At 44.3% G+C, this 22,862-nt stretch carries 22 protein-coding genes and 1 tRNA gene; 5 read left to right on the top strand and 18 right to left on the bottom strand.

The annotated features are described in order from the left end of the window. Window positions 1-417 precede the first annotated feature (417 nt). The 14 genes from OH456_RS22165 to OH456_RS22100 all read right to left on the bottom strand — a co-directional run bounded on the left by OH456_RS22165 (window position 418) and on the right by OH456_RS22100 (window position 14,941). Window positions 418-1,563, bottom strand: coding sequence for a flagellin (locus tag OH456_RS22165; RefSeq protein WP_006069951.1), 1,146 nt, complete (start codon window positions 1,561-1,563; stop codon window positions 418-420). 346 nt (window positions 1,564-1,909) lie between these two features. Continuing rightward, window positions 1,910-3,103: a flagellar hook-associated protein FlgL gene (gene flgL, locus OH456_RS22160; RefSeq protein WP_270034272.1), complete on the bottom strand. Its 1,194-nt coding sequence runs from the start codon at window positions 3,101-3,103 to the stop codon at window positions 1,910-1,912. An 11-nt stretch (window positions 3,104-3,114) separates the two neighbouring features. Then, window positions 3,115-4,983, bottom strand: coding sequence for a flagellar hook-associated protein FlgK (flgK, locus tag OH456_RS22155; protein WP_236110929.1), 1,869 nt, complete (start codon window positions 4,981-4,983; stop codon window positions 3,115-3,117). Window positions 4,984-5,189: 206 nt separating this feature from the next. Then, window positions 5,190-6,128, bottom strand: coding sequence for a flagellar assembly peptidoglycan hydrolase FlgJ (flgJ, locus tag OH456_RS22150; RefSeq protein ID WP_270034271.1), 939 nt, complete (start codon window positions 6,126-6,128; stop codon window positions 5,190-5,192). 9 nt (window positions 6,129-6,137) lie between these two features. Continuing rightward, window positions 6,138-7,229, bottom strand: coding sequence for a flagellar basal body P-ring protein FlgI (locus OH456_RS22145; protein WP_006069947.1), 1,092 nt, complete (start codon window positions 7,227-7,229; stop codon window positions 6,138-6,140). A 71-nt stretch (window positions 7,230-7,300) separates the two neighbouring features. Then, window positions 7,301-8,074: a flagellar basal body L-ring protein FlgH gene (flgH, locus tag OH456_RS22140; RefSeq protein WP_006069946.1), complete on the bottom strand. Its 774-nt coding sequence runs from the start codon at window positions 8,072-8,074 to the stop codon at window positions 7,301-7,303. Between the two features lie 19 nt (window positions 8,075-8,093). Further along, window positions 8,094-8,882 (bottom strand): flagellar basal-body rod protein FlgG, encoded by a 789-nt coding sequence (gene flgG, locus OH456_RS22135; protein ID WP_006069945.1) that lies wholly within the window; start codon window positions 8,880-8,882, stop codon window positions 8,094-8,096. A 24-nt stretch (window positions 8,883-8,906) separates the two neighbouring features. Then, window positions 8,907-9,656 (bottom strand): flagellar basal-body rod protein FlgF, encoded by a 750-nt coding sequence (gene flgF, locus OH456_RS22130; RefSeq protein ID WP_270034269.1) that lies wholly within the window; start codon window positions 9,654-9,656, stop codon window positions 8,907-8,909. A gap of 287 nt (window positions 9,657-9,943) precedes the next feature. Further along, the gene (flgE, locus tag OH456_RS22125; protein ID WP_006069943.1) at window positions 9,944-11,242 is read right to left on the bottom strand and encodes a flagellar hook protein FlgE; all 1,299 of its coding nucleotides are present in this window, start codon (window positions 11,240-11,242) and stop codon (window positions 9,944-9,946) included. A gap of 26 nt (window positions 11,243-11,268) precedes the next feature. After that, window positions 11,269-11,976 carry a flagellar hook assembly protein FlgD gene (gene flgD / locus OH456_RS22120; RefSeq protein ID WP_006069942.1) on the bottom strand — a complete coding sequence of 236 codons (708 nt, stop codon included), beginning with the start codon at window positions 11,974-11,976 and terminating at the stop codon, window positions 11,269-11,271. A gap of 15 nt (window positions 11,977-11,991) precedes the next feature. Then, window positions 11,992-12,408 carry a flagellar basal body rod protein FlgC gene (flgC, locus tag OH456_RS22115; protein WP_006069941.1) on the bottom strand — a complete coding sequence of 139 codons (417 nt, stop codon included), beginning with the start codon at window positions 12,406-12,408 and terminating at the stop codon, window positions 11,992-11,994. Between the two features lie 5 nt (window positions 12,409-12,413). Then, entirely contained in the window at window positions 12,414-12,809 is a 396-nt protein-coding gene (flgB, locus tag OH456_RS22110) for a flagellar basal body rod protein FlgB (protein WP_270034268.1), read from the bottom strand. A gap of 290 nt (window positions 12,810-13,099) precedes the next feature. Further along, the gene (locus tag OH456_RS22105; protein WP_006069939.1) at window positions 13,100-13,927 is read right to left on the bottom strand and encodes a protein-glutamate O-methyltransferase; all 828 of its coding nucleotides are present in this window, start codon (window positions 13,925-13,927) and stop codon (window positions 13,100-13,102) included. Between the two features lie 75 nt (window positions 13,928-14,002). Continuing rightward, entirely contained in the window at window positions 14,003-14,941 is a 939-nt protein-coding gene (locus OH456_RS22100) for a chemotaxis protein CheV (protein ID WP_006069938.1), read from the bottom strand. Window positions 14,942-15,017: 76 nt separating this feature from the next. On the opposite strand from OH456_RS22100, the gene flgA reads away from it, so the two are divergent. The 3 genes from flgA (at window position 15,018) to OH456_RS22085 (ending at window position 16,626) form a co-directional block, all read left to right on the top strand. Continuing rightward, entirely contained in the window at window positions 15,018-15,764 is a 747-nt protein-coding gene (flgA, locus tag OH456_RS22095) for a flagellar basal body P-ring formation chaperone FlgA (protein WP_031493497.1), read from the top strand. Between the two features lie 85 nt (window positions 15,765-15,849). Beyond that, the gene (gene flgM / locus OH456_RS22090) at window positions 15,850-16,167 is read left to right on the top strand and encodes a flagellar biosynthesis anti-sigma factor FlgM (RefSeq protein WP_006069936.1); all 318 of its coding nucleotides are present in this window, start codon (window positions 15,850-15,852) and stop codon (window positions 16,165-16,167) included. Window positions 16,168-16,200: 33 nt separating this feature from the next. Beyond that, window positions 16,201-16,626 (top strand): flagella synthesis protein FlgN, encoded by a 426-nt coding sequence (locus tag OH456_RS22085; protein WP_124940114.1) that lies wholly within the window; start codon window positions 16,201-16,203, stop codon window positions 16,624-16,626. 67 nt (window positions 16,627-16,693) lie between these two features. Here OH456_RS22085 and OH456_RS22080 read toward each other — a convergent pair whose 3' ends face one another. Continuing rightward, window positions 16,694-17,122 (bottom strand): LPP20 family lipoprotein, encoded by a 429-nt coding sequence (locus tag OH456_RS22080; protein ID WP_006069934.1) that lies wholly within the window; start codon window positions 17,120-17,122, stop codon window positions 16,694-16,696. A 9-nt stretch (window positions 17,123-17,131) separates the two neighbouring features. Continuing rightward, window positions 17,132-17,767: a FlgO family outer membrane protein gene (locus OH456_RS22075; RefSeq protein ID WP_006069933.1), complete on the bottom strand. Its 636-nt coding sequence runs from the start codon at window positions 17,765-17,767 to the stop codon at window positions 17,132-17,134. 161 nt (window positions 17,768-17,928) lie between these two features. Between OH456_RS22075 and OH456_RS22070 the strand changes: the two genes are divergently transcribed. Together OH456_RS22070 and OH456_RS22065 are read left to right on the top strand one after the other, a co-directional pair. Then, on the top strand, window positions 17,929-19,062 hold the full coding sequence (locus OH456_RS22070) for a flagellar assembly protein FlgT (protein WP_124940115.1): 1,134 nt from the start codon (window positions 17,929-17,931) through the stop codon (window positions 19,060-19,062). Between the two features lie 55 nt (window positions 19,063-19,117). Continuing rightward, a tRNA-Arg gene (locus OH456_RS22065) sits at window positions 19,118-19,194 on the top strand. Window positions 19,195-19,914: 720 nt separating this feature from the next. On the opposite strand, the gene OH456_RS22060 is transcribed toward OH456_RS22065, so the two are convergent. Both OH456_RS22060 and OH456_RS22055 read right to left on the bottom strand, forming a co-directional pair. After that, window positions 19,915-20,418 (bottom strand): hypothetical protein, encoded by a 504-nt coding sequence (locus tag OH456_RS22060; RefSeq protein WP_270034267.1) that lies wholly within the window; start codon window positions 20,416-20,418, stop codon window positions 19,915-19,917. Between the two features lie 449 nt (window positions 20,419-20,867). After that, window positions 20,868-21,563, bottom strand: coding sequence for a hypothetical protein (locus OH456_RS22055; RefSeq protein ID WP_270034266.1), 696 nt, complete (start codon window positions 21,561-21,563; stop codon window positions 20,868-20,870). Window positions 21,564-22,862 lie beyond the last annotated feature (1,299 nt).

Here is a 22,862-nt window from a genome sequence, read left to right as displayed (position 1 = left end):
ATCTTTTAACGACACGAGTGAAAAAACCTTTAGAAAAAAACTCGAAAAAACAAAAGAAAACGTCCGTTTGATTAGGATTTGAGCAGTTAACGAAAGATTAAAAAGAAAAGACTAAAGTTTAGCGAAATACCGCCGAAACACTGGAATTTTGCTTAATTTGCTAGGCGTGAGTTGTGGATCTTAAGAAAAGAAAAAGCCCCTTTTCCTTTGAGAGAACCGGGGCTGGGTGGTGACTAGTAGCGTGCGGAGATCAGAGAGAAATAAACACACCCTAGCTAACCTACATACTCTGATGCCGTATTGAGGCAGGTTGAGAGAGAGAGCCCCAACACATCACAAAGTATGTTTGCCAAGCAACAGGAAATTTATTGCCACGTCTGGCTTATGTTCCTGTCACTTAGAACTCGGACACTATCTCTATTGTAGTAGAGACATCGCTGAGTTAGGCAACTGTTTTGCTTGCGCCAAAATTGACGTACCAGCTTGTTGTAGAATCTGGTTCTTGGTCATTTCGGTTGTCTCTTTAGCAAAATCGGTATCTTTGATTCGGCTGTTCGAGGCATCAACATTCTCTTGAACGTTCGCCAAGTTGTTAATGCTGTGGCTTAAGCGGTTCTGCTTCGCTCCTAAATCTGCACGTTGTGAATCCACATACTTAAGTGCAGAATCGATAATCGAGATAGCGTTTTGCGATCCGGCGACTGAAGTCATGTCAATATCTTGCACTGTAGACTGAGCAGCAGATGCAGTTTGTAAGTCTAAGTCTGTGGCTAACGAACCACCAATTGTCACTGACTGGTTTAGGTCAATGTCAGGCTCTGCGACAAACACTTGAAGCTCACCGTTATCACCTACAGAAGCGCTAATCTTGTCAGACTGACCATTGATATACGTTGCTAACTGCTCAATATCGTCGCCTTGCTTTGCTGTGATGTTGATAGCGACTGCTTCGCCAGATTTGGTCGTAAAGCTAATGTCCAACTGGTTATTCGTGTTATCCACACGCCAATCGGCACCTTTACCGTTGTTTGCGGTATATGTGGTCCCGCCCATACGGAAATCATCCGCACGAATGCTGGTTAGGCCCATAATTAAAGCCTCACCCGAGTTAGCACCGATTTGGAATGACGCTTCACCGAAGCTGCCATTAAGCAAACGACGGCCACCAAATGAGGTGGTCTCAGCAATACGGTTTAGCTCCGCTTGAAGTGCATTAGATTCTTCATTAATTGCAACACGCTCAGCAGGAGAGTTAGTACCATTTGCCGATTGAATCGCCAGGTCACGCATGCGCTGCAAGATGCTAGTAGATTCATTCATGGCACCTTCCGCAGTCTGTGCAATCGAAATACCATCGTTAGCATTACGCATTGCCACATCAAGACCACGTGATTGCGCTGTTAATCGGTTCGAGATCTGCAAACCTGCAGCATCGTCTCGTGCGCTATTGATCTTGTGACCAGACGACAAACGCTCCATTGAAGTATTTAGCGCATCGCTGGATTTGTTCAGGTAGCGTTGGGCTGTCATAGCCGAAACGTTTGTATTTACTGTTACTGCCATTGTGCTCTCCTAATTGAGTTCGCAAGCTTCAAGTAGGCTCACTTAATAACAAACATTGTTGATTCAATATTGTTACTACGCCCACCTAATACCCCGTATCAGGTGGAGTATCTAAAGTGCTTATTTATCGAGTTAGCCCTTAATCGGGTACTTTGTATTCATGTTTAGCATTTTCTATGCCAACTAATACATTCAATTATAAATCAATACATTAAAGCTCTTTCATTGAACCAATGCATACCATGACCTCGTTAGCGCGTTCAAAGTGGCTTAAGATTGCCACCTAACGTTCTCACCTCTGCACACATGGCAATGCTCATGCGGCAACCGAGATGCCAAACTTTCGCTATAGATAATTAAATAACGTCAGGTCCTTGGTTTTTCCGAAAGCAAGCTGTGAAGCCTGCAGTGCTCGTGAGTTCTCTTCAAAGTCGATGACTGCTTTTGAGTAATCGAGATCCTCAAAATTACTTTTAGAACGAGCGAGCGAAATTTTAAAATCTTCATGTTGCGACTGCTGGATATCAAGACTGTTTAGCCTTACTCCAACGTCGGTACGTGAACTGGTTAAGTGCAAAAATGCTGCGTGAAACTGCTCAGTGACCTGATGAAGCTGAGCACTGGCCGAAGCATCGGCTACATCGTTATCCATCCAATACACCGCATCATTAAACGTATCAAAGACGCTAAATGTTTTTTGAGGTTCGATTTCAATCGCGTCCCCCGGTGTAATTTGCCCTTTGGTCTGAATGTTGAGCCCTTGGAATTGAATGCCTTGGCTTGGGTCAAAATTTCCCGCAGCAACAACCGTATTGCTCTGTTCAAGCTGATAGCCGAATTGCTGATTACCCATATCCACGAACGTTACTTTGTAAGTACTGTTGTCGTTGGCGTTACTGTTAGTGGCTTTTTCAAGTAGCAATTCTGAGCCTTTTTGCAGCTGATAATTGGCTTTGTAATCCCCAAGTGGGTTATCAATCTCCATAAACAGTTTGCTACCTGGATCGCTCGTAGCCACTTCCAGACTTGCTGCAATGCGCATTTTGCGTTGATAGTCATCACCAGCGTAAGAAATACGCCCTTCCCCATCGACGAAAAATGGTTGAGTCTTAGGTTTTGTGCCAGCAAAGCTATAGTTACCCGATTCATCACGTGTATTAGCAAGTGCGAGAAAGTTCTTTGCCAACTCCTCTATTTCACGAGCTTTGGCTTCACGATCTTCGGGAGAAAGCGCACCGTTGATCGCTTGCATCGTTAATCGCTTTGCATTATCGGCAAACTGCTCTGTCTCACCGAGCATGACTTCTTGATGCTCAAGGCGATTTCTCGACAACGTGATAGCGCTGTCGTACTGATCCAACTGCTGCGTCTGCTGTTTAAGTTTTTGCAAATAATGCGTCGCTAGTGGTGAGTCCGCTGGCTTTTGCAGCTGTTTACCAGAGGCGAGCTGTGCATGGTTTTCATGAATTTTGTTTTCTTGGCGGCGCATATCATTTTGCACCGTTTGGTAATTATGAAAACTAGAAATTCGATTCATCATAATCTAGCTCCTTACCTTAGCTGCAAGATAGTATCGAAGGTTTCATTCGCCGCCTGCATCACTCGAGAAGACGCCATGTACGCTTGCTGAAACTTCATCATGTTGGCCGCTTCTTCATCAAGGTTAACGCCCGAAATAGACGCTACTCGGCTTTGCGCGTTTTCATGCTCAAGCTCAGCGACTTCCTGTAAACGAGTCGCCGTCGAGGCTTTCAAACCCACATCGGTATTTAAGTTGTGATAGATATCAATGACCGTTGAGTCGCCATCATTCATCGATTTATCAGTCTGAATATGCAGCATTTTTCTCAAGTTACCGTTATCACCCTCTGCCGGATTGAGGTTAGCGGTGAACTTGTCATTTGCCATCGCTCCGTCACTGAGCTCGAACGTGGTGCCAAGCACCGTCACCGGACCAGTCGGAGGATAAGGCGTTGGGCTCAATAATACGTTGCCACTTTTGTCAGTGACGGCAAATTCCGTCCCCGTTGGCGACACTACCACTTCAAATTCTTTCAAACTGCCCACTGACGAGACTTTAAATTTGGCATCACCCTGCGCAAACGTGGTTGAGGCTTCAAAGCTCTGTGCTGCTATGGCTTTTGGGTCGTTAGTCGTCATTTTCATATTGGCTGCACCGTCTCTCGTCGGACGCAGCAAAAGCTTTTCGCCAATGGCAGGCGGATTACCAATTTCGACTCGAATGCCATCTAGTTGCATGCTCGGGCCTGAGAAAGACTGAGTCACACCATCTGAGTTGGTCACATGGTAATTAGCACCGTCAAACTTCAATGAATACTCGCCACCCTTGAGTTGTGAGGTATCATCAATAAACACTGCCACGTCGGCACTTGAGTTGACTGGTGCAACGACCCTTGCTTTCGCAAACGCGAGAGTATTTACATCCGCGAACAGGTTTTGTCCGACTTGACCATTCAAATCAAGCCCTTGCCCTTGCAATTCATTTACTTTTTCAGAAAAAGCGATAGAGAGACGACCGAGTTCATCCAAAACGTATGGAATCTCTTTGTCGCGAGTTTCAAACATACTTTCTAAGCGTCCGCCAATATCATCGCTGGTAATTGGTTTAATGCCTTTACCTTCAACAATCGCAAGGCGGTGTTGGTGAGTATCTGGGAATCCATCAATCATCTTCAACTGACTGGCTTCTGTACCCGATACCAAAGTATGACCATTACCGATATGAACGTTGAAGCCCTCAGCATTCCTGCGAGGCGTCACCGTCACTTTGGTGTATTCGGACAACTCTTTGATTAACGATTCATGCTTATCCATCAAGTCGTTATGTGGACCAGGCGAGCGCATCATTAAGCGGTGAATATCACGAATTTCGATACCGATTTGGTTCACTCGCTCAACACTCACTTCGAGTTTCTTGTTGACGTTATCCCGCTGTTCACGAACCGTATCGTGGAAATCATTCATCGATTGACGAATCAAGTTGGCTTTATCAAGTACGACTTTACGCGCACCAATATCATTGGGGGTGTCGGCCAATGTTTTTACAGCATCAAACCAGTCGTTAAGACTTTCAGGCACCTTTTTAGACGACATAGACGACAACATCCCCGACATCATATCGAGGTTAGTCAGGTTTTCGTTGCGATAATTCACCTGAGTCGTTGCCATGTTGAGTTCTTTGACGGCAAACTGATCCCACGAGCGGCGAACATTTTCCACATGCACTCCCATACCGTAGGTTTGACCACCAAACTGTCGCGGGGTATTGGTCCCCTGTATAACAGATTGTCGGCTGTAACCTTCTGTATTTGCATTAGAAATGTTATGACCAGTCGTGTTTAACTGTCTCTGAGCTGTCAGTACGCTTTGCGCACCTAAGTTCAGAAGATCTGACGCCATATCGCCTCCAAAAAACCAAAATTAGCCTAACTAAATCCACAAGTTACGCCACTCTGCCGTTTAATTTGCAATATATATGCCAGAGTATCTTTGCCGCTGAGCTTGGCACTAAAAAGATAAGAATGAACGGAAAAAGATGAAGGTAGTGAGAAAAATCCCGGCGATTTGCCGGGACCAATAAGTATAAGGAAAACTATCGATAGCCGTTAAAGCGACATATCATCGATTTGCGCCTTAACGCGCAATACTTTGTCTGCATAGTTTGGATCTGTCGCATATCCAGCTTGATGAACATCACGAATGAAACGTTCAGAACCTTGGTTACCATTCAATGCCGACTGATAACGTGGATTGTCATTAAGAAACTTCACATAATCGTTGAAGCTGTCTTCATACGAGTCGTAAGAACGGAATGCTGCGCGTTCTTGCACAGGTACATTCTGATGGTATTCCAGTGTCTGCGTTGCGACCTTATCGCCATGCCAACTTCTGTCAGCCTTAATATTAAATAGGTTGTTACTGCTGCCCTTACTGTTGTTGACGACTTTTTGCCCCCAACCAGTCTCTAAAGCCGCTTGCGCTAATAGTAACGATGAATCTACCCCTAACGACTGAGCTGCTCTGTCCGCGTATGGTTTCAAAGACTCGACAAAGTTTTGTGGTGTCTTGAAATCAACAGGCTGAGCAACAGGGGCTCCGTCAAGCCCTAGTGATTTAGCAGTTTTACGAGCCTTTGCTTCATCGTAAGGGAGATTAAGTGATGTATCGAACGCTTTATTACGCATACGGATTTCACTGCCCGCTGCAGCATGCGCTTCTGGTGAACGTGCCGCACCAAGCTGAGCGACGATCATATCTGCTAATCCTAGAGAGCCATTGGCACTCAACTCACTCGACATCTGCTCATCAAGCATTTGACGGTAGAATTGACCGTTCTGGCTATTGGTCAGGTCTGATTCAAAATGAGTATTCGCGTCGCGCATCGACTTTAACATCATAGAAGTAAAGATAGATTCGAACTGACGAGCGGCAGCGCGTAAAGCCGCATCATCATCGCCTTCTTTGCCGCTCACGGCTTTCTGACGAAGCTTATCTAGGCTACTGATATCATGGATAAAACCGATGTCATTGGAGTTTTTAATCATGATACTTACCTAGATAACGATCAACTGACCTTCAATGGCACCAGCTTGCTTAAGCGCCTGTAAAATCGCCATAAGATCTGATGGTGCTGCGCCCACTTCGTTAACGGCACGAACGAGGTCATCTAGAGTCAAACCCGGTTGGAAATTGAACATCTTGCCCGAACCTTCTGTTACCTGAATATCTGAGTTCGGCACCACCACCGTATCGCCACCCCCAAACGCATTGGGCTGGCTTACTTTCAAGTTTTCTTTGATAGCAACCGTCATACCACCGTGAGTCACTGCCGCTGGTTTAAGCTTGACGTGTTTGCCAACCACGATTGTCCCTGTACGCGAGTTAACAATGATTTTTGCACCGCTGTCTGCGGTATCGAATTCAACGTTTTCAACCGCTGATAGGAAAGCTACACGTTGGCTGAGGTCGCGAGGCGCACGAACTCGAACAGAGGTAGAATCTAATGGGCTCGCCATTTGCGGACCCAGAAAGTCATTAATGGCATTTGCCATGTTTTGCGCCGTTGTGAAATCTGATTGCAGAAGGTTAAAGGTAATGTAATCGCCGCGAGAGAACGGGCTCGGAATTTCGCGTTCAACCGTTGCACCGCTTGAAATCATTCCGACCACAGGGTTATTGCCCACAATCTTAGAGCCATCTAAGCCTTCGGCACTAAAGCCACTTACCACTAAATTACCTTGTGCCACAGCATAGACTTCACCATCCAAACCTTGCAAGAAGGTCTGCATCAAGGTACCTCCACGGAGACTTTTTGCCGCACCGATTGAAGAAACTGTTACGTCCACGCGCTGACCAGGTTTTGAGAACGCAGGTAATTCTGCGGTAACGATAACCGCTGCCACGTTTTTAAACTTAGGCTTAAAACCTATTGGCATTTGAATACCAAACTTCTCAAGCATCGAGCGGAAACTTTGTTCTGTAAACGGCGTTTTCTCACCTGTGCCCGGAAGACCAGTCACCAGACCATAACCCACCAATTGGTTACTACGCACCCCGGCAACTTCTGCCACATCCTTAATGCGTGCCGCTTGTACACTTGCCGCAGCAAAACATAAACCAAGAAGTAAAAACGTGAATTTTTTCATCATGTTACCCTAAAAACAAACAAACCCTCTGAGGAGAGGGTTTGCCGCTTATTATTCGTCGATTCCTATCCCTATAGAGAGACATTAAAAAATCGTGCCAAGAATCCAGGTTCCTGCATATCTTGTTGGGTTCCGGTCCCCGAATACTGAATTCTAGCGTTAGAAATACGGTTAGATGCGATGGTGTTATCAAACTCAATATCATCTGGGCGAATCGTGCCGCTTAAACGAATGTACTCATCTCCAGTATTTAAAGTTAGCCACTTTTCACCACGAATGACGAGATTACCATTGGCAAGCACTTCAATCACTTCTACGGTAATCGAACCTGATAAACTGTTGCTCTGATTGGCCGAAGCATTACCTTTGAAGTTGTTGTCGTTCTTCAACTCATAAGAGAAGTCATAGTCATTGACGGTGACGGGTCTACCACCAACGAAAAGTGGATCCATTGAAGAGTCATTGGCTTTCGAGAGATCCGCATCAGCACTTTTTGCTGCTTTCGTTGCTTCATTAAGTTCTACCGTAATGATGTCACCAATGCCACGGGGTTTAGAATCATCATACCAATCGCGCGCGTAGTGAGTATTAAACAGTGAACCCGTTGCCGCTGCGTAATGTTCTGGCTTGTTTTTTGGGTGAATCGGCGCCCATGCTGGGTCATCGGCAACAGGGTCAGTTCGACCACGTAGCGTATCAACAATCCCAGACGATTGGGTTTTATCTCCTTCAACAGCATCGACCGTCGTCGTGCTGTTCGAGACATCGTCTACCGACTCTTCCTGACCAAACTGAGCGCAACCCGAGAGCACAGCAAGTAAAGAGACACACAATAACTTTTTCATTCAATGTCGTCCTTATTCGTTAAAGCTGCTGGTTAGCAAAGCTCATCATCTTGTCGACTGACGAGATAACTTTAGAGTTCATTTCATACACGCGCTGCGCTTCAATCATGTTAACGAGCTCTTCCGTTACGTTAACGTTTGAAGTCTCTAACATCGACTGGCGAATTTGACCGAAACCATCTAAACCCGGAACCCCTTCATTTGGATCGCCACTAGCGCCAGTTGGTAAGTAAAGGTTCTGACCGATAGGCTCTAGACCACCAGGGTTAATGAAGTCGACAGTGGTAATGTTACCCACGACTTGGTTATCTTGCTGGCCACGTACTCGAACGGACACTTCACCGTCGGTACCTACAGTAATGGAAATCGCATCTTCAGGAATCGCAATTTCTGGTTCCAACGCATAGCCTGAACCAGACGTAACAATAGTCCCTTCATCGTTTAGCGTGAACTGACCGTTGCGGCTATAGCCAATATTGCCGTCTGGCATCAATACTTGGAAAAATCCATCACCTTCAATCATCATATCGAGACTGTTGGTCGTAGTTTGAGCATTACCCGGTGTGTGGATCTTTTGCGTTGCCACCACTTTTGAACCAGCACCTAGCATTAAGCCAGAAGGCAGTTCGGTGTTTTGCGATGATTGACCACCAGGCTGATTGATATTTTGATAAAACAAATCTTCAAACACCGCACGGCTTTTCTTGTAACCGATGGTTGATGCGTTCGCTAGGTTGTTTGAAATTGTCGAAATATTGGTTTGCTGAGCGTCTAAGCCAGTCTTACTTACCCATAGTGCCGGATGCATTCTATTCTTCCTCTCTCAATCCTATTAACCCATGCGAAGCAATGAGTCTGAAGCCTTATCCATGTCTTCTGCGGTGCTCATCAGCTTGACCTGCATTTCGAATTGACGCTGCAAATCAATTAAGCTTGTCATTTCACCAACGGCATTAACGTTACTGCCTTCAATAGCCCCGGTCATAAGCTGTACATTGGCTGAAGCGGTGTAGCCTAATTGAGGATCTTTATTACGAAATAAACCATTAGTGTCTTTGAATAGTGAACGGTTATCAGTATTGGTGAGCTTGATACGGTCAACGATTTCCATTTCGTCAGCAGGTGCATCTTGCGGTATAACAGAGACGGTGCCGTCACGGCCAATCTCAATCTTACGCAATGGAATAGGTACAGTAATTGGCGTACCACGTTCCCCTAACACAAGGTTACCGTTGCCATTGACCAACAAACCGTTTTGATCCACGCGTAAACCGCCGTTGCGGGTTAACCCTTCTTTGCCGTTTTTATCCAATACTGAAATCCAACCTTGGCCTTCAATAGTGACATCAAGGTCGCGACCTGTCGTCACAACACTGCCTTGTTCGAAGTTATGTCCTGGACGCTCTGTCATGCTAAACACACGACTTGGCATGCCTTCACCATACGCTTGCATTGAGCGCGCTTGGGCAAGGTCAGCTCGAAAGCCAGGCGTGCTCGCGTTCGCAAGGTTGTTTGCTCTAAGCTGCAAAGCTTGCATATTCTGCTTTGCGCCGCTCATTGAGAGGTAAAGGGCACGATCCATTGATAGCTCCAAAATTCAAAGTACGGAGCTTATAAAGCAAAGACTATGCCACTAATTTTATTCCTTATAAATCAAAGAAATAAACGGGAAATAAGGTAAGAAAGCGGAGGATCGGCAACCGATGTTCTATCGAAGAGGCAAAGCTAAACGGCAAGGTGGCAACGGTGCGGCAACAATATGACCGCTTTGTTGAAACGCAAAACAGCGTACGAATGTCCATATGCACTCGTACGCTCGATTTTTCAAGACATTAACGACGAGTGACTGACAGCCACTCATACTATGACTTAACGGATTTGTAGAATGTTTTGTTGCAGCTGGTTATGTACATCCAAAGCACGTGAGTTTGCTTGGAAATTACGCTGCGCTGAAATCAGGTCTACTAACTCTTGGGTCATATCAATGTTCGATTGTTCTAGCGTGCCGTTATTGATGGTACCAAAAGAACCCTTGTTTGATTCGCCCCAAATCTTAGCACCAGAAGCAGTCGTAGAATCCCATTGGGTACCACCCTTCTTATCAAGACCTTGTTCGTTCGCTACACGTACCATAGCGACACGACCTAATGTCACATTCTCACCGTTTGAGTAAGTACCTAACACGTTGCCTTGCTCATCAAAGTCGACTTTAGTTAGGAAGCCAGTCGTCGCACCATCTTCTTGGAACTTAGTCAGTTCAAACGGAGCGGCAAACTGAGTGGCACTATCAAGACTAAACGACAATGTCTGTGCAGGATCGGCACCGTTCATATCGATACCATTTGCACCAAGATCAGTAGTGACAATTGGCTGCCCATTGTTCAAGCTCGCTAGTGTACCGTCGTTGTTGAATCGCATTGTATGACCAACATGCCCTGTTGGCGTTGTTGCATCACCACCAGCGATATTCACTGGTTTTTCACCTTGGCCGTCGGTTACCGTGTAGTAACTTTGCCACGTGTTTTGCTGAGTTTGATCTTTCACATAGTACGTCGTCATTTTGTACGACTGTCCCATGGAATCATAAATCGTTGATGATGTTGAACGGTTATAAGTTTCAGGATCAGTAAAGTCGAACAGAGCCGGATCTTTTAGATCACCATTAGCAGGAAGGTTCACACCAATCTCAATATTCGCAGTCTGTTTCGGCTTACCAAACTCTGGCGGTATGTTGATTGGACGAGGCTCATAAGACACAACCTCATTGGTATCTTTATTCACCTCATAACCCAGTAGAAACTCATCGTTCGACGTCACCATGTAGCTATCTTTGTTTAGGTGGAAAGCACCGTTACGCGTTAGCTCATTTTGCTGTGGTACAAGACGATCTTTAGATACGGCGAAGAAGCCAGTACCGCTAATGCGCAAGTCCATTGGGTTGTTAGTCGATATGCTCGAACCTTCGTGGAACTGCTGAGCAATCTTGCTTGGCTGAGCACCGCCACCCGGTGTGGTTTTCGCATTAGTAAATAGTGAGTTTGAATACACATCACCAAACTCGGCACGTGACTCTTTAAAGCCAAATGTGTTGGCGTTGGCAATGTTGTTACTGGTGGTGTTGAGGTCTAACTGAGCCGCAGATAGACCACTTAAAGATACATATGACATTCCTAATCTCCTAATCTAGCCAGCGGTTACGCTTTGCCGACTTCCAGTACTTCTGCTAGCCGAACTGGATTTTCGAAGCCAGCTAGATTGAGTAGTACGTTTCCATCCCCTTTACCAAGAAGCACACTGTTCACGTTCGCATAAGTCGACACTTCGAACTCGCGGCTTTCTCCATCAAGTAAACCCGAAGCTTTCACTTTGTATTTACCTGCAGGCATTGGATTACCCTGATCATCTTTACCGTCCCATTCGACACGAGCATCACCGCCAGGTTTTGCGCCGACATCAAAGGTACGTACTAATTGACCCATTTCATTTTCTACACGAACAAACACGTTATCCATGGACTGTGGCAATTTGACCATTGCCGCCATGCCAGCGTCTGCTTCCTTCACACCAGCCGCACCGGGTACCAAGACATCACGCCCAACAAGTGAAGACGCTTGTAGTGCTTGGTTAGACGTCATTGACGAGTTCAAACTCTCGAACTGAGTGTTCATCTTGCCAATACCATCTACCGTGGCAAACGACGCCATTTGAGCAATCATCTGGTCGTTGCTGACTGGTTTAAATGGGTCCTGTTGAGCCAACTGTTTGGTGAGTAGGGACAAGAAGTCTTCTTGCTTCAGATCCTGCTTACCGGTTGTCTCTTCAGGCTTGCTTTGTTCTTGCAGTTTTTTCAGTTGGTCAATGTAGGATAAACTGCCTTGACCAACGTTGTTGATTCCAGCCATGAGCTACTCCTATCTCTATTGACCCATTCGCAAAGTACTCAACAACATTTGCTTGCTCGCGTCCGCTACCTGAACGTTAGTCTGGTATGAGCGCGAAGCTGAAATCATGTTGGCCATTTCTTCCATCACGTTAACGTTCGGCTTGTAGATATAGCCTTCATCGTTAGCGAGTGGATGATCTGGGTTGTACTCTGCACTTAAGGGTTTGTCGCTCTCTACAATACCCAATACTTTCACAGGTACTGAATGATCGCGGTTGTATTGAGCTTTACTCAGTTCCGCGCCAAATACGGCGTGGCGAGCTTTGTAAGTCTCTTTTGCCGAGCTACTAATACTGTCAGCGTTGGCAAGGTTACTTGAGGTGGTATTTAGACGAACCGACTCAGCGCTCATCGCACTGCCTGTCACATTAAATACATTAAATAAGCTCATCTAAATTACTCCCCTTTAATCGCTTTGGTCATATTTTTGAATTTGCCGCCTAAGAAATCGAGTGATGCCTGATGTCTTAATTGGTTCTGCATGAACAAGTTTCTTTCTAAATCTACGTCTACAGTATTGCCGTCACCGGTATCTGGCTGTGTCGGAATGCGGTAAAGCATTTCGCCACTGACGTTACTAGAGGCAGAAATATGCCGTCCATCAGTTCGACTAAGCCCAATACTTGCCCCTGAGCTTGCCGCTTTTAACGCACGATCAAACTCCATCCCCTTCGCTTTATAACCCGGCGTATTCGCCTGCGCGATATTGGTGGAGATGACTTCAGCATTCTTCTCACGCACACCAACGGTGTACTGATGAATACCTAATGCATTGTTAAAAGAGATGGCCATTGAAACCTCATCGTTCAAAAATACGTGCCCTATACTGAGATAAAGCAATTTCCGCGCCAAAAGTTATTTTTTGGTAACAACCACTGATGACGCTATTCAATTCGACGTTCATCGTGCTCCTTCTGGCAAAGATAGAGAGCAAAATGTACGCCAGTTTTGGCGGAGGGTTTAATTAGGAATGTCGACAGTGATGGCTTCCAAACCGTCACTGAACCTAGAGAATAGCAAGAAAAAAGCCTTGGCGAAAACCAAGGCTAGATACGGTAAAGATTGTGGAGAATAACTATTAGCTATTTGAGCTTGTAGATAATGCCCGGATTACAACGCACCATTTCAAATTGATCCGTCAGCCCCGTTAGCGACTCCGATGCCCCTAACAGCAAGTAACCACCTGGGTTTAGGCTACGTGCCATTTGGTTCAGCACTTTAGACTTCATTTCAGGGGAGAAGTAAATCAGTACGTTACGACAAAAGATAATGTCGAACTTACCCAACAACGCATACGAGTCCATCAGGTTTTGCGGACGAAAGTTCACCAAACGCTTTACGTTGTCTTTCACTTTCATCTTACCGTTACTGGTGTTTTCAAAAAACACTCTGCGACGCTCCGGTGATAGACCGCGACCCAACGCGAGGTTGTCATATTCTCCAAGACGACACATATCTAACATCGTAGACGAGATGTCCGTCGCGGTAATCGACACGTTAGGGATCATTCCCGGCTTCTTGTTTTGTGTCTCCAAAACTGTCATCGCCATGGAATACGGTTCTTGACCAGAAGAACTCGCAGCCGACCAAATTTTAATCGGTCGCTTGTTGGCGGCAAGTTCTGGGAGCAGTTTGTCAGACAACACCGTAAATGGGTAGTTATCTCTAAACCATAAGGTTTCGTTGGTGGTCATGGCATCAACAGCGGCAACTCTTAACTCACGATTGCGTCCAGTAACCACATCCCTTAATAACTGAGACAAAGAGACTAGACCGAATTTTGCCACCAACGGGCTTAAACGGCTGCGGACTAAATACTGTTTACTATCGCCAAGAACAATACCGCATTGGGACTCTAAAAAGCGGCTAAAATCACGATACTCTTGATCGCTTATGGTTATCGCTGTCATTCACTTCTCTATACTGCTTTGAAGGCTTGCTTTATACGCTTTTCTCAAGCGACTACAAGCTCTAATTTTGTTTGTTTAATTTGTCGGCAAAATGGCCGCTTTGACGGCGCCTCCCAATTCATCAGGGTTGAACTTAGCGATGAATTCGTTAGCCCCTACTCGCTCTACCATTGCTTGGTTAAACACACCGCTTAACGAGGTATGCAAAATAATATGAAGATCTTTAAGATCGGGATGGCGGCGCACTTCTGCCGTTAGGGTGTAACCGTCCATTTCTGGCATTTCAATATCAGAAATCAACAGGGAAATCTGATCATGAATATCGCCTTCAGCTGCCATCTCTGTCAGCTTGTTGTAAGCGTCTTTACCATCTTTCACCAAAATGGACTCAAAGCCAATAGACTCAATGGCTCGTTGGACCTGTTTTCGTGCCACTGCGGAATCATCAGCGATCATAATACGCTTAACGATCTGCTTTTGCTCTTTCTCTTCAGCTGCGGCAATTTCCGTGGCGATATTGCTGTCCATGGTCTCAACCACAGGCGAAATCTCAGCGAGAATCTTCTCAACATCCAGAATCTCAACCAATTCATTGTCGATGTTGGTCACAGCTGTCAGGTAGTTGGCTTTACCAGCACCTTCAGGCGGCGGCAAAATCGATTCCCAATGCATGTTAATAATGCGTTCAACAGAGCTTACCAAAAATCCCTGTACGCTACGGTTAAACTCTGAGATAACCACAAAACAGTTTTCAATGTCCGTTGTTGGTCGACCACCAACAGCAAGACTTAAATCAATCACTGAGATAGTTTGACCACGAATATGAGCCACCCCTTTGACAAGACGATGTAGGTTGGGCATGCGCGTTAATTTAGGGCACTGAAGCACTTCTTTAACTTTGAACACATTAATGCCGTAACGCTGGCGGCCCATCAGACGAAACGTCAGTAGCTCTAGTCGGTTTTGACCAACCAGTTGCGTTCGTTGATTCACCGAATCCAAGATACCGGTCATAAGTTCATCTCCATCTCAAACTTTAAAGCTAAAAAAGTGATAGTCTACACAGGCAACAAGGAACCCGAGAAACAGAATGCTGTATAATAAGACATCTTTTTTGTGTACATCCAGTTACAAAACGAGGTTAAGGCGCAACTGGCTTTCCCTCTGTATCGTCTGGCAAGCGTTATTCTTTAGTGTATTAACGCACGCAGCAACGCCTGAGCAAATAGAAAACATTCAAAAGGCTGCCCAAGCTCATGTTTTAAATACTATTGAGCAACCTATCGGCGGTGAAATTGTTGCCACACCTGGCCGTATCGACTCTCGAGTACATGCAACAGATTGCCCCTCTCCGCTTTTGACCTCGTCGTCAAACACCCGCAACACCAGCAGTAATGTCACCGTTTTGGTGGAGTGTCCGGAAGATAATTGGCGACTTTACGTACCCGTTCGAATGTCCATTTCCTTGCCCTTAGTGACCGCAACTCGCCCGTTATCTCGAGGCAATATTGTATCCAGTGACGATGTCACGATGAGCATGGTGGATAAGAACCGTTTTCGCCGCCAAGGCTTTACCGAGTTTGACCAAGTGGTTGGCGCAAAGCTCAAGAAAAACATGAAGATGGGTGATGTTATTGAGCGTAATGATGTCTGTGTTGTTTGCCGCAACGAAAAAGTCGTTATTCGTGCAGTGAAAGGTGAAATGACCATCTCCACTAAAGGCACAGCACTTACCGATGGCGCTAACGGCGATCAAGTAAGAGTGAAAAATGACAAGTCTCAGCGTATAATTGAGGGTATTGTTACTGGCGTTGCGGAAATCACGGTTAATTTTTGATTTTTTCCTAAAGTAATCATTACGCTGGTCGATATGCTCGATATACAGGTAAACTATGCAAATTAGGCAACAAGAAGGCTAAACGATGGCAGGCATTGATAATATTCGTTCTGGACAGACGCTAACGACGACAAGTCGCGCTCCTGCCCGTTCGGAAGCAAGCAAAGACAGTAGTTCAGCTCAAGTTGGTCAATCATCAGCGCAGCAAGATGCCGTAACACTGAGCCAAGGCGGTAAAGCCATTGGTCAGATGCATCAGCAAATGGCAAGTCAGCCAACCTTTGACGCGGCAAAAGTTGCGGCAATCAAAGAAGCAATCTCGAACGGTTCTTACACCGTCGATGCTGAAAAACTGGCAGACAACATGATGAAGTTCGAAGACGAACTTGGCGGATTACGCTAAACAGGTTAACAGATAATACTCACAGGTATATTAATGGCAGCACTGGTTGATTTGGTTGAATACCAACTGAAAAATGCAAAAGCATTGTCTATGCTTCTCTCCGAGGAGACCAAGGCCATTACTGCTCGTGAATCATCTGAAATTGAAAGATTTGCCAAAGAAAAGATGGCAATCATTGGTCAGCTTCAACAAACCGATCAAAGACTGGCTCAACATCAAGATGTAGCAAGACTCACCGAAGAAGCCGTGCTGGTTCAAAAGGTGGCTGACATTAAGTCGATTATCCTCGACTGCCAACAACTCAACGACATCAATGGTCAGAGTCTACAACGCGCCCAATTAAGCTTTAATAAGCTCAATAATTTGATGCAGCAAAGTCATGGCAAAGTGGGCATGACTTACAACGCAGGTGGCCAGACCCACACCTTGTCGACATTAGGAACTAACTTAAAAGCCTAATATCTCAAATACAAAAAAGCGGCAACAGGAGAACTGTTGCCGCTTTTTGCTATCTAGAGTGTTGATATTAGAACAAGCTCTGACGTTTCTTCTCAGGTACTCGGCGGATTTCGCCGTAGTCTCTTAGACGATTCATCTTATCAATATCGAGTAGCAGTTCAGTAACATAGCTGTCACCAACTTTATAGCTGCGAACTACTTCCGCACCACGAATGACACCATCTACCGCACCTGTCGTCGATTCAACACCCAAGCGTTGATCTTGTAAGTCAGCACGAGCAGACACTCGTAGGCCGTACACTTGCTCCGCTAGCTCGCGGTAAGCATCAATCTTAGAAGCACGCATGGCACGAACTTGCTTTTCTTCTTCATTGCGGCCAGTTTGCTCGCTAATACTCGCATAGCCCACCGCCGTTAATGTGTTCTGGTCCATGGCTGTAATCGGAGTACAACCCATCATCACAAGCGCTACAAGCGCGGCAAATAAAAATCTCATTATCCTTTCCTATGGGCGCAAGATGACTGTATGAGGTGTCGTCATAGTCGGGTCTGAACGAATCAGGACGCCATCTTCGGTACGCATTTGATTCAGCGTATCCAAATCACGACCAATGCGGTCAGCAGGCAAGAAGCCTTGAGCCGAAGCGACCACAATACGCGACTGCATGCCAACAACACGAGCATTAACCAGTACACCACCTTCTTGGCGCAACATGGTTCCCGTCAAGACGAACTGAATCTGCTGCTCTTGGGCCAGATCTTTCCAATCACGGCTTAGTACGAAGTCACCTTGACTGGTCACCTGAATTGAGCCCGTTGTCTTGAAGTCAACAACCTTAAAGCCACGGCGCTGAAGCTGGTAGATAAAGCCCTCTGATACCGAGTTCCCCAACCAGTTCGTCGCATCCATATTCTGCAAATCAACAAACGATGCCACCGCTATCGGAGTGCGAGACGACACGCTAGTGTTCGATTCAACTAAGTCTTCCGTCAAACTCTCGACGAAATAATCCATCGTATGGCGAGGACTTTCCATCAGCATAAACTTACTGCCGGAATAGGGTTCCTTACCGTTATAGATTGGTGAGTAGGCACAAGCGGTCAGTGTTAACACTGATGCCATCAGGAGCCACTTTTTCATTACACACTCTCCAAAAAGTTATTAATTGGATGGATAGGTTCCCCACCTTTTCAAGGTTGGAACAATCCTTGCTATTCTCATTCTGTCCTTAATAAGAAAGCCCGCTCCAATATTCGCTACAAACTAGCTAGCAAATATTGTTCCGCATTTGGATTGGTTGTATGAAAAAAATCGTTTCTTCTTTAATTTCAACGGTATTGGTTACTTTTAGCAGTAGCTCTGCCTTTGCTGCATGGTATGAAGTCACCGGTACTTCCACCATCGTCTCCTCTGAGAAAGCGGCAAGGATCTACGCACTAGAAGATGCCGTCTACAAAGCAGTAGACTTCTCTGGAGCTGATATCGGTGGGCTTGCAAACTTAGCGCCGTTGCTCGAAGACGATAGAAAACAATACCAATTCATTGATTCCGAAGTTCGCCAGATCGTCATCGACGATCAATACAAAAGCGGCAATCAAATGGTCGTCAAAGCGCGGATCGACATTTACCCAACGGCAAAGGCTTGCCATAACGAGCAATACAAAAAGACATTTGGCGTGGCAATGTTTGATATCGTTGACCCACAACAAGCGGTCATGGGGCAAATATACGACCTGGGTGAAGACTTCAGTTCTGTTATCTCTAATCAGCTTGAACATCGCTCATACAGTTTTGTTTCGGTCGGTACCACACGCTATGAGATTAATAAACGCCAACCTGAGCGTATTAAGATGATCGCCGAAGATCTGGGAGCACAATACTTAGTAACCGGACAGATTAACGATCTGACAGCCACCATAACTCAGGGCGGATTGCTGTCCGATGATGTAATCAATCGCCAGTTTGCTATGGATATGTCGGTCTACGACGGCAAAACCGGCCATGAAATCTATCAACGTAACTACCGTGAAATCGCCCAGTGGCCATTTGCTAAAACCAGTAAAGTCGACACCAAAAGTGCTCGTTTCTGGACATCCGCTTACGGCGAAATGATGCAGAAAGTCAGCCGTAATATCATGCTCGATCTCGAAGCAGAGATCTCTTGTAAGATGACCTTGCCTGAAGTGGTCGCCTCTTACGGCAATAAAGTCACCATCGACTTAGGCCGAGTCCACGGTGTGCAAGCGGGAGACCGATTGCAACTTTGGCATACAGGCTCCTTTATCGACCAGAATGGTTTGCCGCGCAATAAAGTGAGTCAGAGCGACATCACCCTAACCGTGTCACGCGTCTATGAAAATGATGCTGAAGCAACCGTCGACCAACCAAGCCTCGCCAACAGTATTCAAATTGGTGACGTGATGAACAAACTATAATAAATGTAGAAAAGCGACTTAACTTATTAAAATAATTGAGTATTATTAGTCATAAGCTCCCGTGGCACAGCTGGATAGCGCGGCCCCCTCCTAAGGGGCAGGTCACAGGTTCGAATCCTGTCGGGAGCGCCATATTAAAAGGGCTAGCAAGTTAGTGATTGCTAGCCCTTTGTTGTTTTTGGCTTTCTGTGTAGGAAAATCATAGGTTAGACTTTGATATCTAATACATTTTGACGATAAATCGAGCAACCTCACCAAGCTGCAATCTTAGCCGCTTGTTTTTATAGCGATTCGGCGCTTCCAAATACAACCCCCTTCTTGAGACTCTATAGGAGACTCGCTTTCCATAGCATGATGTCAAGACTTGAGGCGTGCGTATAGCTTATTGAAAAAGCCTGATTGACTAAGTGGAAACTCTAAAAGCTCTCGTTAAGGAATGAGCCCTAAATAAGAGTTTCGACTCATTTTGGACATAAACGTGTTTCAGAAATTAGAACATTAGCACTTCTTGAATTAGTTAAAGTATGGAAAAGTCGTACGCTTAACTTGGTGTCCAAAGCTAATGGTGCGGTTCACAATGATGGCCAACCCGCACGTTACCTACAACTAAAAACGAGGTACTCGATCTAAAGACGCTGTGCTACAGATGCTAACTTACACTGCTTACACCCCAAGGTAGTGCTACCTGTCTGTAAAGGTGGCTTCTGTACCGAAATCACCAAAAAACTAGTTTAGATTGAAGAAAATCATCACAAGATTGATTTATGAAATATACCCGAGTCGTCTAATTCCCCATCTATCGTTATCGCCCCCACTCCAAAAGAGGTAGCTATAAGAGCAGCTGGTATAGTATTAATAAGTTTCATTAGGTTGGATTCTCCCTATGTATTCATAATTTGTTCCAGGTACTGTGTACACAACCCAGTAAAACGATTCTCTAGATGATGAATCAAAAACTCTTAAAGTGAGAGAATGACTACCTCCTATTATTTTATAAGTCCTTTCATTGATTCTAGAAGAAAAAGTTTTGTTTGTGAATTTTGTTGACATACTTCGTAGTGCATAGATTAAAGCTTCTGAACTCTGAATTTTTCCGTCTTTGATGATAATGTATTCTTCATAAGGATTAGAGGCATATTCTCTAATTTCTGATTCTACCTTAAGCATCAGAAAATTGTCATACAAAAAGAAAGATAACCAGAGTGATGCCGTAGGGATAAATATTAACAATGTTTTTTTTAGAGGCTTAGTTGCTCTTCTGTTTATAAAAAATATTAATCCTACTAGTAAGGGAGAAGAGAAAACTAGCATCAACCCCCAAATGTATTGAATATCGATATAATCTTTTATACTCATTTATGTCATATTTCCCAATTTATTGCATGTATTTTTCGAATAAAAGCACGCTCATTTTTCTTCTGTTTTTTATCCTTTCTCCATGAATGGGACAAAATTTTCTACCTCATATCTCTCAGTACTTCTCTTTTAGGTACACACCCACTATGTCGCATCCAGATACTTGCACGTCTATCTTTGCTTTAGAGATTAATGCAGTCGTCAATAATTTCAAAACCGTCCGACTGCTAACCACGAATCTCCTCACCAGCGGTTTCAATCACAATATCAACCGCTACTTTTGTAGCACCTTTCTTTAGTACAACGTAACTTTAGGAAAGTTAGTTCCAAAAATCGATTTTTCTGGAAAAGTCTCAAGTACCGTTTCTCTTGTACCTTTCCAGATTTATTCAAGAATTGACCTGTGTTGGTAGATTGAGATTCTGACAATAAAGTTCGTAACTTTTACATTAAAGATGCGAACTTTTTTGGGGAAGTACTGCTCCTGCTGAAACAGTTTTTTGGACATATGATCTGCTCCAGTCTCTGCTATCTCCATCAATTGTTAAAGCTCCTGCTAAACCTGGAATTATCACAAGCATTGATAATACAACATGCTTTATATAAATTCTATCTTCATCATTAGCATTTCCTATAAAATAACGCCCCTTAAAGTATGGGGAAATAGTTTTTGAAGCATAAAACGACCACTTCGACTTAGTCTGATATGAAGCAGTTATAACAAAACTCTTTTCGTTCTCGTTTTTAACTAATAACCTAAGGCGAATATCTCTTGCCGCGCTTCGGTTACTGATGCTTGTATCTAATGTCGCTTTGATAGCAAGTTCCTTTATATTTTCTGATAAGTCCCTCGAAATATTAATTACAGAATTATTAATTATTGCTATTTCACTTGACTTTAATACGCTTCTAATTTCTTTTCGCACTAGCTGCGTATGCTCGTAAACAGCCCACGACAAAGCAACAAAGGCGAAGATTGTAGAACCAATAAATTTAATTATTAGTTTAGTGCTAGGTTTCCAAATTTTTATCGGTGAGAACGCTAGCCCTGCCAGAGAAGCAGTAGTAAACATTAATATCAATGCTGTACCTTCCAGATACACTAGAAAATCACCTTGAATATCCAAACTGATTAACTCTGTCATTTTTATCTATCCACCTGATGTAGTGAGGTTCTACAGTATACTCTTCAGGACAATGTATTCAGTATTTTTAGCTACAGATCAACATAAGTTTTGCGACGGTTAATCAACTAGTGTTATGTGATGAGTAGAATCTCTATCATGCAGTCACCACAACGATGTCTTCCATAAACAACCACTCTCTCATTTTGAGCTTGTGCGGAAAGTAACATTGAATATACCGCTTTGCTAAATTCATCAAGTATTATGGCCCACTCTGTTGCTAGTTCGCCACTAACTCGTTCAACTTGCTACTGGTAACCAACGCTTTGTTTCGTAAGGACTGACACCTATAGACAGTCTTTAGATTAGGATAATTGGGTTATTACGTTGCCTCATGCTATCAGGCCGTAAGAAGGTTTGGGGTACTTCTGAGTTTCTAAGTGCCATCTGTGAAGCTTCTGGACAATTATCAGTTTCGGAAAATTGAACATTAGCAATTAATGAATAACTTCAGGCATTGCAGATTCAGTGAAAACATCATGTAATCAGTTAACAGGCACTGCTTTACATATTGCTAGAAACAACCATGGCCTAGAGATCCAATTTAAATCTCCCTGTGAAGATATAGCTTTTATAATTTATGTTAAACCTAACTAGCTTCATTTGAGGATTTGAGTCGTGGCTACGAACTTGAAATTCATAGGCCTCATTCCCTCTGTAAATCGTTAGTTTATATGTATAGTTGTTTCTTGAGAAACCTCTGTACTCTTGGTTTGTTCTCAGTTTTCGTAGTGACTTGATAATTTGAGTGCCATCTGTTTTGACATCATTAACTAATACTGTATAACCTGATACTGGATGAGAAAGGAAATTCACAACTTTATCTTTAATGTTGATATTTACAATGTGCCTAGATAAAAAAAGTGTGCACACCCATATCATCGCGAATGAAACACAAGCAACTAACCTAATTGTCCTATTCTTTATCAGCCCTAGACCTTGTATCGCTACTAAAACCAATAAAGGTAAAAATGCTACCCAGTAGTAACTTTTCAAGAAAGCAATCAAATCAATCAAATGATACATACCGATATTACCTCATATAAACCTGCCATTTGGAGCACGCTAAGTAGAAGCCTGTATGTGTTCGCTCATAAATAACGCCTTGTAGAGCCAGAATCAGGACTACTCGAGTGTTCCTTCAGATAACTAGAATCAGTTTGTAACCCTGTATTTTGCTTTGATGAATAGTCGAGGTATAAATCCATACTTGGGGTAGACTCTTGTTTAAGCAGCACCTCGCCCCCCTCTCTGGAAACT

This window comes from Vibrio sp. La 4.2.2 (assembly GCF_027586995.1).
GTDB lineage: Bacteria > Pseudomonadota > Gammaproteobacteria > Enterobacterales > Vibrionaceae > Vibrio > Vibrio mediterranei.
This window is presented reverse-complemented; position numbering and strand designations above follow the sequence as displayed.

Excerpts from the sequence above, each read along its gene's own strand:
- OH456_RS22165 (WP_006069951.1), bottom strand. The coding sequence starts at position 1,563 with ATGGCAGTAACAGTAAATACAAACGTTTCGGCTATGACAGCCCAACGC.
- flgL (WP_270034272.1), bottom strand. The coding sequence starts at position 3,103 with ATGATGAATCGAATTTCTAGTTTTCATAATTACCAAACGGTGCAAAAT.
- flgK (WP_236110929.1), bottom strand. The coding sequence starts at position 4,983 with ATGGCGTCAGATCTTCTGAACTTAGGTGCGCAAAGCGTACTGACAGCT.
- flgJ (WP_270034271.1), bottom strand. The coding sequence starts at position 6,128 with ATGATTAAAAACTCCAATGACATCGGTTTTATCCATGATATCAGTAGC.
- OH456_RS22145 (WP_006069947.1), bottom strand. The coding sequence starts at position 7,229 with ATGAAAAAATTCACGTTTTTACTTCTTGGTTTATGTTTTGCTGCGGCA.
- flgH (WP_006069946.1), bottom strand. The coding sequence starts at position 8,074 with ATGAAAAAGTTATTGTGTGTCTCTTTACTTGCTGTGCTCTCGGGTTGC.
- flgG (WP_006069945.1), bottom strand. The coding sequence starts at position 8,882 with ATGCATCCGGCACTATGGGTAAGTAAGACTGGCTTAGACGCTCAGCAA.
- flgF (WP_270034269.1), bottom strand. The coding sequence starts at position 9,656 with ATGGATCGTGCCCTTTACCTCTCAATGAGCGGCGCAAAGCAGAATATG.
- flgE (WP_006069943.1), bottom strand. The coding sequence starts at position 11,242 with ATGTCATATGTATCTTTAAGTGGTCTATCTGCGGCTCAGTTAGACCTC.
- flgD (WP_006069942.1), bottom strand. The coding sequence starts at position 11,976 with ATGGCTGGAATCAACAACGTTGGTCAAGGCAGTTTATCCTACATTGAC.
- flgC (WP_006069941.1), bottom strand. The coding sequence starts at position 12,408 with ATGAGCTTATTTAATGTATTTAATGTGACAGGCAGTGCGATGAGCGCT.
- flgB (WP_270034268.1), bottom strand. The coding sequence starts at position 12,809 with ATGGCCATCTCTTTTAACAATGCATTAGGTATTCATCAGTACACCGTT.
- OH456_RS22105 (WP_006069939.1), bottom strand. The coding sequence starts at position 13,927 with ATGACAGCGATAACCATAAGCGATCAAGAGTATCGTGATTTTAGCCGC.
- OH456_RS22100 (WP_006069938.1), bottom strand. The coding sequence starts at position 14,941 with ATGACCGGTATCTTGGATTCGGTGAATCAACGAACGCAACTGGTTGGT.
- flgA (WP_031493497.1), top strand. The coding sequence starts at position 15,018 with ATGCTGTATAATAAGACATCTTTTTTGTGTACATCCAGTTACAAAACG.
- flgM (WP_006069936.1), top strand. The coding sequence starts at position 15,850 with ATGGCAGGCATTGATAATATTCGTTCTGGACAGACGCTAACGACGACA.
- OH456_RS22085 (WP_124940114.1), top strand. The coding sequence starts at position 16,201 with ATGGCAGCACTGGTTGATTTGGTTGAATACCAACTGAAAAATGCAAAA.
- OH456_RS22080 (WP_006069934.1), bottom strand. The coding sequence starts at position 17,122 with ATGAGATTTTTATTTGCCGCGCTTGTAGCGCTTGTGATGATGGGTTGT.
- OH456_RS22075 (WP_006069933.1), bottom strand. The coding sequence starts at position 17,767 with ATGAAAAAGTGGCTCCTGATGGCATCAGTGTTAACACTGACCGCTTGT.
- OH456_RS22070 (WP_124940115.1), top strand. The coding sequence starts at position 17,929 with ATGAAAAAAATCGTTTCTTCTTTAATTTCAACGGTATTGGTTACTTTT.
- OH456_RS22060 (WP_270034267.1), bottom strand. The coding sequence starts at position 20,418 with ATGAGTATAAAAGATTATATCGATATTCAATACATTTGGGGGTTGATG.
- OH456_RS22055 (WP_270034266.1), bottom strand. The coding sequence starts at position 21,563 with ATGACAGAGTTAATCAGTTTGGATATTCAAGGTGATTTTCTAGTGTAT.